General features: G+C 58.1%; 11 protein-coding genes. 8 read left to right on the top strand and 3 right to left on the bottom strand.

Annotated elements, in window-relative coordinates; all coding sequences use genetic code 11:
• Nucleotides 1–15: 15 nt before the first annotated feature.
• Nucleotides 16–1,128, bottom strand: a complete 1,113-nt coding sequence (locus AB1Z34_RS08365; protein ID WP_284797221.1) for a polyprenyl synthetase family protein — start codon at nucleotides 1,126–1,128, stop codon at nucleotides 16–18.
• Nucleotides 1,129–1,206: 78 nt separating this feature from the next.
• On the opposite strand from AB1Z34_RS08365, the gene metF reads away from it, so the two are divergent.
• Complete coding sequence (gene metF / locus AB1Z34_RS08370) at nucleotides 1,207–2,181, top strand: methylenetetrahydrofolate reductase [NAD(P)H] (RefSeq protein WP_101738820.1); 975 nt, start codon at nucleotides 1,207–1,209, stop codon at nucleotides 2,179–2,181.
• Between the two features lie 3 nt (nucleotides 2,182–2,184).
• Here the strand turns inward: metF and AB1Z34_RS08375 are convergent, their stop codons facing one another.
• Together AB1Z34_RS08375 and AB1Z34_RS08380 are read right to left on the bottom strand one after the other, a co-directional pair.
• Nucleotides 2,185–2,859 carry a DUF3153 domain-containing protein gene (locus AB1Z34_RS08375; RefSeq protein ID WP_016423011.1) on the bottom strand — a complete coding sequence of 225 codons (675 nt, stop codon included), beginning with the start codon at nucleotides 2,857–2,859 and terminating at the stop codon, nucleotides 2,185–2,187.
• On the bottom strand, nucleotides 2,840–3,430 hold the full coding sequence (locus AB1Z34_RS08380) for a GNAT family N-acetyltransferase (protein ID WP_048731193.1): 591 nt from the start codon (nucleotides 3,428–3,430) through the stop codon (nucleotides 2,840–2,842). The genes AB1Z34_RS08375 and AB1Z34_RS08380 overlap by 20 nt, the downstream gene beginning before the upstream one ends.
• Nucleotides 3,431–3,636: 206 nt before the next feature.
• Here AB1Z34_RS08380 and AB1Z34_RS08385 point away from each other — a divergent pair, with 206 nt between their 5' ends.
• The 7 genes from AB1Z34_RS08385 (at nucleotide 3,637) to AB1Z34_RS08415 (ending at nucleotide 12,085) form a co-directional block, all read left to right on the top strand.
• On the top strand, nucleotides 3,637–4,125 hold the full coding sequence (locus tag AB1Z34_RS08385; RefSeq protein ID WP_367158214.1) for an SAV_6107 family HEPN domain-containing protein: 489 nt from the start codon (nucleotides 3,637–3,639) through the stop codon (nucleotides 4,123–4,125).
• Nucleotides 4,126–4,355: 230 nt separating this feature from the next.
• Complete coding sequence (locus tag AB1Z34_RS08390; RefSeq protein WP_048731191.1) at nucleotides 4,356–4,799, top strand: DUF3040 domain-containing protein; 444 nt, start codon at nucleotides 4,356–4,358, stop codon at nucleotides 4,797–4,799.
• A 708-nt stretch (nucleotides 4,800–5,507) separates the two neighbouring features.
• A complete protein-coding gene (gene mraZ, locus AB1Z34_RS08395) occupies nucleotides 5,508–5,939 on the top strand; it encodes a division/cell wall cluster transcriptional repressor MraZ (protein ID WP_005510286.1) in 432 nt (143 codons plus the stop codon).
• A 260-nt stretch (nucleotides 5,940–6,199) separates the two neighbouring features.
• Nucleotides 6,200–7,240 carry a 16S rRNA (cytosine(1402)-N(4))-methyltransferase RsmH gene (gene rsmH, locus AB1Z34_RS08400; protein ID WP_070642421.1) on the top strand — a complete coding sequence of 347 codons (1,041 nt, stop codon included), beginning with the start codon at nucleotides 6,200–6,202 and terminating at the stop codon, nucleotides 7,238–7,240.
• Nucleotides 7,241–7,304: 64 nt separating this feature from the next.
• The gene (locus AB1Z34_RS08405; protein ID WP_070642423.1) at nucleotides 7,305–8,120 is read left to right on the top strand and encodes a hypothetical protein; all 816 of its coding nucleotides are present in this window, start codon (nucleotides 7,305–7,307) and stop codon (nucleotides 8,118–8,120) included.
• A 341-nt stretch (nucleotides 8,121–8,461) separates the two neighbouring features.
• Complete coding sequence (locus tag AB1Z34_RS08410) at nucleotides 8,462–10,372, top strand: peptidoglycan D,D-transpeptidase FtsI family protein (RefSeq protein ID WP_367158215.1); 1,911 nt, start codon at nucleotides 8,462–8,464, stop codon at nucleotides 10,370–10,372.
• A gap of 138 nt (nucleotides 10,373–10,510) precedes the next feature.
• A complete protein-coding gene (locus AB1Z34_RS08415) occupies nucleotides 10,511–12,085 on the top strand; it encodes a UDP-N-acetylmuramoyl-L-alanyl-D-glutamate--2,6-diaminopimelate ligase (protein WP_284797218.1) in 1,575 nt (524 codons plus the stop codon).
• Nucleotides 12,086–12,143: the final 58 nt, after the last annotated feature.

Here is a 12,143-nt window from a genome sequence, read left to right on the forward strand (position 1 = left end):
TACGCAACACCTGGTCTAATGCTGACGAGCGGTGGCGCGAACGCCCATAGCAATGAGGTTCTCGCGCGACGTTGCAGGCAGGTCGGCATTCTCGATAGTGGAGAAAGCGCGGCTGGTCAGGCGGTCAATTTCACGTTCGACGGCATCGGCAGCGCCGGAATCAGCGATGAGATTTCGTAGCTCATCAATATCTGCAGCAGACGAGACCGCTCCCAGGCGTTCATCGATAAAGCGGGCCTTTTCAGGTGCGGAATCGAGGTAGAGGCTTAAAGCCTGGCCGACCAGTACGGTTCGCTTGCCCTCGCGGAGGTCATCGCCGGCAGGCTTGCCCGTGACTTCGGGATCGCCGAAAACACCCAGCTGATCGTCGCGGAGCTGGAATGCCACACCGATATCGCGGCCGAAGCTGCGGTAGGCCTCAACCAATTCCGCTGGGGCGCCGGCAATCGCAGCACCAATGTGGAGCGGCCGCTCGATGGTGTAGGCGGCGGTCTTGAACAGATTGATTTTCTCAGCGGTCTCGACGCGACTGTCCCGGCTGGCTTCGGCCGTGATATCGAGCAGTTGGCCGCCAAGTACTTCAGTGCGCATCGCCCGCCAGGGGACAAGTGCGCGGGTTAGCGCCTCCGAGCTGAGGCCTGAAGAGTGCATCATGTCATCAGCCCAGGTCAGGGCGACATCGCCAATGAGAATCGCGGCCGAAATACCGAAGCGGTCGGCGGCTCCATTCCAGCTATTGGCCTCGTGCTTGGCCTCGAATACCTTGTGGATAGTCGGTGCGCCACGGCGCGTATCAGCGTCATCGATGATGTCGTCATGAATGAGTGCGCAGGCTTGAATGAGTTCCAAGGCACTCACCGCGTTCATCACAGCCAGGGAATCCTCGGCTGGGGAGAAACGGCCTTCGAGGCCGCCTGCCCCCAACCACCCCTGCCAGGCGAAGGCTGGACGCACGCGCTTGCCCCCATTGAGGACGAAGGAGTGGAGCGAATCTATGGCCTCGGTGTACACCGCATCGACCGACGCGACATCGTCGCCACGGCTTTTGAGGTAACTCTCCAGCGTTTTGGTAACAGTAGCTGGTACTTCGCGGGGCTGTAGCGCGGCCAAATCCAGTTCTTCGCTCATGTGAGCCTCTCGTCGATGACGGGTAATGCTGACTCAAGAATAGGACACCGCTTAGTATGAGTGACTATGTCCTCAACAATGCCACCGTCGCCAGGCCGCCAAGTGACGATCCGCCAGGCGCTTTCAATGCCGAGCGCGGGCAGTATTCCCTTCTCGGTCGAGTTCATGCCCCCGCGTGACGACGCCGCCGAGGAACGTCTTCTTCGAGCAGCTGAGGCTTTCCATGATCTTGGTGCCTCCTTTGCATCCGTGACCTACGGCGCCGGTGGTTCTAGCCGCGACCGCACCCTGCGAATCGCCCAGCGCGTTTCGAGGCAGCCGCTTACAACGCTTGTGCACCTGACATTGGTAGAGCACACTGTCGACGAGCTGCGGGAAATCCTGCGCTCTTATCTCAGCGCGGGGCTGACGAATCTGCTTGTTCTGCGTGGTGACCCACCGGGAGACCCGCTTGGTCCTTGGGTGGAGACCGAGGGCGGTCTGCACTACGCCAGCGAGCTGATTGAGCTGATTAAGGCCGAGCCGGAGTTCGAGAAGTTTGAAATCGGCATTGCGTCGTTTCCGGAAGGACACTACCGCTCGCCGGATTTGGACCATGATACGCAGTACACGCTGGCCAAGCTGCGCGCGGGAGCCGAATACTCGATTACGCAGATGTTCTTCGATATTGAGCACTACTTACGCCTTCGAGACCGCCTGGTGGAAGCCGACCCAGTGCACGGTGCCAAGCCCATCATTCCGGGGCTGATGCCGATTACATCGCTGCGCTCAGTGCGCAGGCAGGTTGAGCTCTCCGGGGCACAGTTGTCATCCGATTTGGAGGAACGCCTGATTAAGGCAGCAGATGGTGACGAGCAGGCCAATAAAGATGAGATTCGCAAGATTGGTATCGAGTTTTCGACCAACATGGCAGAGCGGCTCATCGCCGAAGGCGTGCCGGGGCTGCACTTTATGACTATGAACTTCGCTCGCGCCTCCCAGGAAGTTTTGCACAACCTCGGCATGGCGCCCGAATGGGGCACCGGCCAGGATATGCTGCGCGGCGGTTTTTAATTGCTAAAAGTCCTGCATGTCGCGAACTCTTCGCGCCCACAGGACACCTAGCACTGAGGCTAGGACACCGGCGGCTGTGGTCACACCGGCAAATAATAGGAATTGATTCCGCTTGGTGGATCCAGCCGGCGACGAAGCCCATACATTATGGTTCTCGCCACTGGCGAGCTGCCATTCCACCTTGTTCGGTTCGGTCTGGCGGCCATTGGAGTCAGTAACCTGCTCCGGGAACGCGACGACGAAATCAACCTTCGCGCCGGGCAGGTGAGTCAAATCCATGTGGCCGTTCATCGAAATCTTGCCGCCACCGGTACGGTCTAGGTCGATGTCTACGCGATCGTCGGAAAGCTGTCGGAGCGTATCGGTGAGTTCAATGAAGTGCAGCTCGTTGAACGAGACTTCCATCTTTCCTGTGGAGGAGTCGATTACTCCCTGCGAGACGCGGTCGGAGAGATCTTCCGGTACTTGCCACTGCTCAAATTGGGAACGGACTTCCTCCGTGGGTGTTACGTGAATTGTGCCCGAGACCCTGTCGTCGCCGGAAATGGTAATGCCAGCCTGTGCGTCAAAGCAGCCGCTGAGCGGCAAGATGGCGGCAATTCCGGCCATTGCTGTGGCAATGCGCAGAGGCGAAAGCCGTCGACGTGGTGTGGAAGGTTCACTCGGTGATGATGTCACGGGGAAGATCTACTCCTAGAACTGCGAAGGGACGGGAGTCCCCTGTGAAATAAAAGTTCCTTAAAACATCCTTGAAACCAAATTGGCGGTAGAGCTGCCATGCCCTATTGGCCTCATTCGGGTATTCCGGGGTTGACAACAGAACTCGCGTCTCTGGGCGGGAATCGACCAACTCGCGGAGCAGTCGTTTACCGAGTCCCCGCCCCTGAAAGCTGGGGTGTATGTGAATCTCAGACAGTTCGGCGTAGTTGCCCAAGAGCTTGACGACGTCCGGTAGCGAGCGCCCGTCCATGAGCAGTCCATCTCTTACCTGGCGATACCACCAGTGCGTGTCCAATCCTGTACGGCAGTAGCCGATGCCAACCAACCTGCAGCGCGGGTCGCGGAGAGCCTGGGCAGGGGAGAGCTCTTTGGGGTGAGCTATGGCTGCAGCAGCCATGAAGCCGGGTTGAGTGGTTTGCTTCTGCCATTCGTGGAGACGACCGGGCAAGATTGCGGGGTTGTACTGCATCGCGGTGATGTAGAGAGCCACTGCTTCTTGCAGGCGGAGATTGAAGTCTCCTGCTGTCATCGGAACCACGCTGTATTTCACAGTGACCAGATTAGCGACTTGGACGAACTTAGTTGTGAGATTACTGCAATAACATCGAGTCGAACAGGTGTGCGAAAGTGCGCATGGCGTAGTCCGGGCTTGGGGATAGATTGCAGTCAATCCCGCTAAGGAGAAGCGGAAAATCCGTGCTCATGTGAATGCTGTGTGAAAGGAGAAGCAGGGTGGTGGCAAGGTCGAACGTGGTGGAGTTTAGGGCGATTTCGCAGTCGGGTTCGGTCGCCCCGGTCGGTGTCTCAAGGCAATCGCTGGAGCTGCTGGGGCGGGCAGAGGCTCTGCTAGCGAATGCTCGGAATGCCAGCTCTGATGAGATGTTGGAGCTTTCCTACTGTGCGGCGCTGCGTTGCGCAGGCGCGCTGTTGAATCGCGACGATGTGTCGGTGGCTGGGGGTTCTGGCTCGGGCGCTCGTTCGGGCTCGGTAGTTAAGCGTCGTCGTTCGGCAACACAGAGTGCCTGGTTGCGTTTAAAGAAAGAGCAGCCCGAATTTGATAGCTGGGTCACCAAGCTTGAGCAGTTCACCGCGCTGCGTGAGGAAGTCCGGTTGGGTATTTCGCGTCGCATTGACTCTCGGCGGGCGCAGGAGTTGTGGGATTTAAGTTGTGCATTCTTGGGGGCTGTCCGGGCTGAGCTGGGTGTTCTGCCCGCAGCTGCGTAAGCCGGTGGGGGCGTGTTAGAGCGTTGCTTTCCTAAATAAATGGGGGATTGTTCGGATTCATGGAACAATAGAGGTGAGTCGCCCGTTGAAGGGGTAAGAATGAAGCTAACGGACGCCGCGTTAGCAGCACGTGGCCTGTAATTAACTTTGTTGTATCGGCATTGTTAGTTGAGGGGTCAAGGCTCGCCAGTATCGCGGTGGGCAATGCTCAAGTAGGCGATGGAGGAATTGTGGGACTATCTGAGCACGAACAGCGGATGCTCGACGAAATCGAGTCTGCACTCTACGCTGAGGATCCTAAATTTAGTTCGACGATGGCCGGAAATGCGTTCAGCTTTCCGGAGGAAAACAGCGCACCTCGTGGGTTTTCCATCCAGGTTTTTGCGCTCATGCTCCTCGGTCTGCTGATGTTGATTGGCGGCGTCGCTCTTTTCTCTGTGAGCAATTGGTTCATTGTGTTATCGGTTGCCGGCTTTGGCCTTATGTTCGGTTCCGGCGTTTGGGCTCTGACCGGCGCCGGTAAGCAGGAGAAGGCTAGTTCTGCTTCGGGGCTGAGCTTTGGAAAGACTAAGTCCGGGGCGGCAAAGAGTCGTCGAGGGACCTCGGGTAGCCGTGGCTCCTCTGGTGATTCCACGTTGGAATCGCGTTTCCGTGGCCGCTTCGAGGGGCGTTAGGGGATAAGCCTCAAGAATTAACAAGTGAGGGCAAGCCAGCGATGGCTTGCTCTCACTTTTTTGTTTTTCTAGACGTGAATCGTCTCCACAAGATCTCACCCACTTTGCCCCACCCCGAGTCTCCACTTTCCCCCACTTAGCTATTGGGATGGAGGAATTCTTATCTGCGGTCGTTGTTGGTATCTCCGAAAGTTTGGCTCTGGCGACATAAAATTGCAGGTCAACGCGCTAAGTCTGGCGACCAGGTTGAATCTGGATGGTTTTTAGCAGGTAAGTGGTGGGTAGTGGGGCGTAAACTGCTTTCTGTTAACAATGTGGTTGGTGTGGCGTCGTTATCGGCGTGGTTGCGGGTGGGTGCCCCACTTTTTATTCGCGCTTTAATTGTCGAGGTGATTCTTTAAAAGTCCAGGTCAATTGGGTTAAAGTGGGTGTCCTGGCGGCGGGGTTGCGCTGATTCTGTGACTATTTTTCTTCTTCTTGTGTTGATAGTGGCAGATAGTGGGGTAAAGTGGGGCGTGATGTTGATTGAGGTTGGTCAACATTGCAGAAGTGAATATCCGATTTGCGCTTAAAGTTTGGCGAGATTTTGGCACTGCGGTAAAGCACAGCCCTCCGGCTCTGCTTGAAGGCAACGCCTAAATCCCTGAATTCGGTAAGCGTTTGTGCGTTGACATTGAGGTTGACACGGGGATAGGAGGCCAGTGACGCATGTTTCTGGGCACCTATACGCCGAAGCTTGATGACAAAGGGCGCCTGACGTTGCCAGCGAAGTTCCGTGAGGATCTCGCAGGTGGCCTGATGGTCACTAAAGGGCAGGATCATTCTCTGGCGGTGTATCCGAAAGAGGAGTTCGTCAAATTAGCTCAGCGGGCTACTAAGGCCTCTCGTACGAATGCCAAGGCGCGAGCTTTCATCCGAAATCTTGCGGCGAGCACCGATGAGCAGCGTCCTGATGGCTCGGGGCGAATCACGTTATCGATGGATCACCGTCGGTACGCGAATCTCTCCAAGGAGTGCGTGGTTATCGGCTCTATTGACTTTCTGGAGATCTGGGACAAAGAGTCCTGGGAGGCCTACCAGGCGGAGCATGAAGCTGATTTCTCCGAAGGTGAGGATGACTCGCTGTTCGGCGTTTTATAAACCGCTTGGAATAACCGAAAAGAGGGAATGTCCGCATGGACTCTGCCTGATAGCCCCTGGTGTACTTCCCCGATACCAGGTTCTGTCAGGCGGGGCCCTGTGAACATCCCCGCTTTTTGTTTTAAGCACCGATAGCAGCATTCCCAGTAGTGCTCATGAGGTGCGGTCTGGTTGCTGGCGCGGCACTCGTCGTTAAGCAAACCGGGAATACACTCGATAGATTCTCTGACCAGTGCGAACATACCCGGTGAGGAGGGGAAATGAACGGATCGGTACCTGCGGATGATCGCAAGTCCGGCGAGTTTGGTCATGTCCCCGTTTTGCTTCATCGAGTGACTGATTTGTTGCGCCCGGGCATCGAGGCACTGGGTGACGATGCAGTAGTTGTCGACGGCACTCTTGGTGCCGGTGGACACACGGAATACCTGTTGGAGCAGTTCCCGAAGCTCTGCGTTGTTGGACTCGATCGCGATGACAATGCATTGCGAGGGGCAGAACAACGTCTCGCGCGCTTCGGTGATCGCTTTGTAGCCTTCCGTGTGCGTTTCGATTCGCTCGCCGAGGTGCTCAGTGGTGAGATTCCTGCAGCCGCTGGTGGAAGTGGCGCGGAGGACATTCTCGCCCGCGCCGCTGAGAAGGGCATTGCAGGTGCGCTTTTCGATCTCGGTGTTTCCTCGATGCAGCTTGACCAAGTCAATCGTGGATTCGCCTACCGAGTCGACGCCCCACTGGACATGCGCATGGATGCAAGCCAGGGGATTACCGCAGCGGATGTGCTCAATACCTATTCGCACGGTGATATCGCGCGCATCCTATCGACTTACGGCGACGAGCGCTTCGCCGGCAAGATCGCCTCGGCAGTCCTGCGTGAGCGGGAGAAGGAACCGTTTACGACCTCCGGTCGTCTGGTCGAGCTGCTCTACGAAACCATTCCGGCGGCATCTCGCCGCAAGGGCGGACACCCGGCCAAGCGTACGTTTCAGGCTCTTCGTATCGAGGTAAATCGTGAGCTTGAAGCTCTGGAAAATGTACTGCCACAGGTCTGCAATGCACTCGCAGTCGATGGGCGTGCAGTGTTCATGAGCTACCAGAGTCTGGAAGACCGCATCGTCAAGAAGGACTTTGCGGAGCGCGTGAAGTCGACAACCCCACCGGGGCTCCCGATGGAGCTTCCGGGGCATGAACCGCACTTTGCTCTCATCACGAGAGGTGCGGAGAAGGCGTCGGCAAGCGAAATCGAAGACAACCCCCGAGCCGCACCGGTGAGAGTTCGCTGTATCGAGCGGATTCGAGCCGATTGACCCAAACCTTTCAACCGCACCAAACGCACCCTTAACGATCTAAGTACTGGGAGAACTTTCGAGCATGGCAACGACAATCACGGAGCACGCCTCCACCCGGCGCACCTCCCGCGGCGCATCTGCAACCGTCGCCGGTGCCAAGACGAAGACTCGTCAGCGCGGTCGCAGCGCCCGCACGAAACAGGATCTTTATCAGCGCCGGCGGTTTGGGCGCACAGGTTCTCAGCAGGTCATCTCGGTGCGTGGGCGTCGCGTTACGACGTCCTCGAGGGATAACCACAAGTTTGCCGGTGCGGCCGTGATGATCATTCTCGTCGTTGCCGGAATCGTGGCGGCGATGTGGCTGTCGGGTATTTCGACCTCGACATCCTTGCAGCTGGATGCTGCGCAGACCAAGGAAAAGGAGCTGCGTAACCAGCTGGAGGTGCTCGAGCGGGATGTTGCTTACATGAAGTCAACCGGTGCTATCGCGCAGCGTGCTGTGGAAGAGGGCATGGTCAATCCGGAGCAGCCTGCCGTTTTGACGACTGATCCGGAAGGCAAGGTCGTGGAAGTGCGACCGGGCGATGAGAAGCAACAGAAGATTATCGACCTCAACAGTGAGTCGCCGAATGTTCCGCATGCGCCGTCGTCGAACCCGAAGGACACCGAGAATGTTCCGGGGATGCAGGCACCGGCCATTGAGGAAGCGCACCCACGTCCGAACGGGTTGCCGGCAACCGCTCCGTATGCGCCGCAGAACCATGAGCCCGCACCAGCACCTGCGCCGGCTCCGGCACCCGCGCCTGAGGCTGAAGCGCCAGCGCCAGCCCCAGAAGCGCCAGCCGCGGCGCCGGAAGCACCGGAAGCTCCGGCACCCGAGCCAGCTCCAGCACCGTAGGAACTTAGAAAACAAACACGGCCAAACTGGCCAACTGTCCGATATTCTGGCGGTTCCACTGTTTCTGGTCAGGCGACTGTAGACTAATTAATTCAGTACTCGCGATGGCAGGGAATACCGCCTAACGTTATCGCGCGCGGGAGAATCGACTTAGTAGAAAGCACTAGCGCATGATTCGATCTGAAGACGACTACCCCAACCGTGGAGGGGGGTATGACTTCGGCGAACGTGCTTACCGAATTACATCCCGTGAGCGCAGAGGCCAAAGTCGCGTTCGGGATGGTCAGCGCAGCCGGGGGCTCGATGCTAAAACCAACCGAAGCGTGCCCCCGCGCGAAAAAATGCGCATTAGTAATAAGGACTTCATCCGACGTCGCAACTGGCTGCAGTTTATAGGCGCTATCGCAGTTGTAGTGCTGGTCTCCCGTTTGGCTTGGGTGCAGCTCGTCGCAGGTCCTGACCTGTCGGCGGCGGCGCAGAATCAGCGCACGGTGGAAGTTGTTGATGCAGCTCGGCGCGGTGCGATTCTCGATCGTAACGGAGCTCAGCTTGCCTTCACTATGGAGGCACGCAGTATTACCGTTCACCCGAACACTTTGCGCAAGTGGATTGGGGACGCCCATAAGCAGCGCCCGGATGATGTCGCTACCTACGATGAACGCCTCGAGCAGATCGCCAAGGATTTGCCGAAGCTACTCGACGTGGCCGACATCGACGCGGAGAAGTCGGGAAGCAGTCGCCGTCGTCAAGCGGAACCCGAAACCGAGGAGAACTCGGTGATGAGCGCGCCGTCCCGGGTGAGCTCGAAGGACATTCTGGAGAAGCTGCGCAATGAGGACAGCACCTATGAGGTGCTCGTGCGTAATGTCGACCCGGACAAGGCCGCTGCCATCGTGGAAAAGTATCCGGAACTGGTGGCGGAGCGTCAGGATATTCGCCAGTACCCGAATGGGGCGACGGCGGCTAACGTCATCGGCAAGATTGGCATGGATGGCGTCGGCCAGTTCGGCTTTGAAGCCTCTCGTGATGCCACTTTGCAGGGTATTAACGGTGGCAAGACCATTGATATCGCCTCTAACGGTGTGGCAATCCCGGGATCCACGCGCGATGTCCACGCAGCTGTGGACGGTACGACTTACGAGCTGACCCTGGACCTCGACATGCAGTACTTTGTCCAGCAGCAGGTCAACCAGGCGAAGGCCAACTCGGGAGCGAAGGATGCGTCGGCAGTCGTGCTCGACGCGAAGACCGGCGAAGTGCTTGCAATGGCGCAGGCGGACACGGCTAACCCGAATAAGGATATGGGGGCCGAGCTCGAAGAGGGGCGCACTATCGGAAACTCCGCTGTATCGAACCCATTTGAGCCGGGCTCTGTAGCAAAGATCATTACCGCCGCGGCCGCTATCGAAGATGGCAAGACCACACCGGATGAGGTTCTGCAGGTCCCGGGCACGATTGATATGGCGGGTGTCACCGTGCGCGATGCATGGGAGCACGGCACGGAAGCTTTCACGACGACCGGTGTATTCGGCAAGTCCTCCAATGTCGGCACCCTAATGCTGGCAGAGCGTTTGGGTCAGGACCGCTTCGCTGAGATGCTGCATCTCTTCGGGCTGGGGCAGTCCACGGGTATCGAGTTGCCCAGTGAATCGTCCGGCTATGTGCCACAGCGTCCGCAGTGGTCCGGCGGTACATTTGCGAACCTGCCCATTGGTCAGGGTATGGCCATGACACTGCTGCAGATGACAGGAGTTTTCCAGGCAATCGCCAACGATGGCGAGCGCATCCCGCCGCGTATGATTCGTTCGACAATTTCCCCGGACGGCACGAAGACGGCAACAGAGCGCCCGGAAACAGTGCGTGTGGTTAGCCCGGAGACCGCCCAAACTGTGCGCGCCATGTTTGAAGGCGTTATGCAGTCTGATCCCACGGGGCAGCAGTCGGGTACCGCTGCCGGAAATAGTATTGAGGGGTATTCGCTCACAGGCAAGACAGGTACGGCGCAGAAGGTTGACCCCGACACCGGCGCGTACTCGAATTCCAAGTACTACATCACGTTTGCAGGCATCGCGCCTGCCGACGATCCCCGTTTTGTCATTGGCATCATGCTTGACGAACCCCAGCGTGGTGTTCATGGTGACGGCGGTCAGTCAGCAGCCCCACTGTTTAAGGACATCGCCGCTTGGGCGCTTAACCGCTACAACGTACCGCCGTCGCCACCCCGCGAAGGCAAGTTGTTGCTGCAGCCGTAACGAGGTCACCACCACAATGAAGTTACCGCGACAGCACTAATACACAGACTTTTATTACTTTGGTTTCTGCAAAGTGAATCTCTTGAATTTTTCCAATTTGTTGTACACCAACGACTGACTTGAAAGAGGGAACAGCCAATGACCGCCACCCTTGCGAAATTGTGTAACCTCGCGCATGGCCGACTTGACGGCATTACCGAATCCGCTGCGGCAGGAGCGGATATCGCCGCAATCGAACTCAACGCTGCCGACGTACCCGAGGGCGGAATGTTTGCTGCCGTCCCGGGTACTCGCACGCACGGTGCGCGCTACGCGCAGCAGTCGGCTGCTACCGCGATCCTGACTGATGACGAAGGTCTGAAAATCCTGCGGGAAGCAGGGGAGACTCGCCCAGTCCTGGTTGTCGACGATGTCCGGGCTGTCATGGGGCACGTTGCCGCAGAAATCTACGATCACCCCTCGGATTCACTGACCATCATCGGAGTTACCGGCACCTCTGGCAAGACCACCACGACCTACATGCTGGAGGGCGCGCTGCTGGCAGCTGGATGCTCGACAGGCATCATTGGTACTACCGGCACGCGCATCAATGGCCGTGCCGTTCCGTCGAGCTTGACTACCCCAGAGGCTCCGGCCCTCCAGCGTCTGTTCCACCAGATGCTCTCCGAAGGCGTGACGCACGTTGTCATGGAGGTTTCTTCTCACGCACTGTCGTTGGGGCGTGTCGACGGAGTCAGTTTCGACGTCGGGTGTTTCCTCAACCTCTCGCAGGATCACCTGGACTTCCACAAGACCTTGGAAGAGTATTTCCAAGCCAAGGCCAAGCTCTTTGATCCGGCAGGTCCGACACATGCACCGAAGGCTGTCGTGTGCATCGACGACGACTGGGGTGTCCGCATGGCAGATATCGCTGCCGGCGACCCGGATGTCCAAGTCACCACTGTCCATACTCAGCATCGCGTAACCGACAAGACGCCAGCTGCCGAGGTCTTTGCAGAATGGCACGCCGCTGCAGCCACTGTCGCCACTAACGGTGTCCAGCATGTGGAGCTAACGCGAAACAACACTGACACAGTTGAGGTGGAAGTTCCTCTGCCGGGTGCTTTCAACGTTGCCAATGCCGCAGTCGCATGGGCTGTGCTCGATGCGATTGGGCATGCCAATGACGCGGCCAAGAGCGGTCTGGCACAGGTGCGTGTGCCAGGCCGCATGGAGCGCATCGATCGCGGACAGGACTTCCTGGCTGTGGTGGACTATGCCCACAAGCCAGCCGCAGTAGCTGAAGTGTTGGCCACCTTGCGTGCACAGACCGAAGGTCGCGTGCTGGTTGTCGTCGGCGCCGGTGGCGACCGCGATAGTGCCAAGCGTCCAATTATGGGAGCCGAGGCTGCATGCGGTGCCGATGTCGTCATCATCACCGATGACAATCCACGCTCCGAGGTGCCCTCTGAAATCCGTGCGGCCGTGGTCGCCGGTGCGAAGGAAGCGGTTGCCAGCGGCAAGGCCAGTTCTGACACGGTTGTTGAGGAAATCGGCGATCGCGGCCAGGCAATTCGCCGTGTCGTCGAGCTCGCCCACAGCGGCGACAGCATCGTGGTGGCAGGCAAGGGACACGAAACCGGCCAGGATATCGGTGGCGTAATTCACCCGTTCGATGACCGTGAACAGCTGGCCGAAGCACTCACACAGCGACTGGAGGGATTCGCTGATTGAGATTGCTGAAATCGCTGAGGAAGCGCACCACCTGACATGCCTACCGCGAACCATTCGC

The organism is Corynebacterium sp. 045007 (assembly GCF_040743205.1).
GTDB classification, from domain to species: domain Bacteria; phylum Actinomycetota; class Actinomycetes; order Mycobacteriales; family Mycobacteriaceae; genus Corynebacterium; species Corynebacterium jeikeium_D.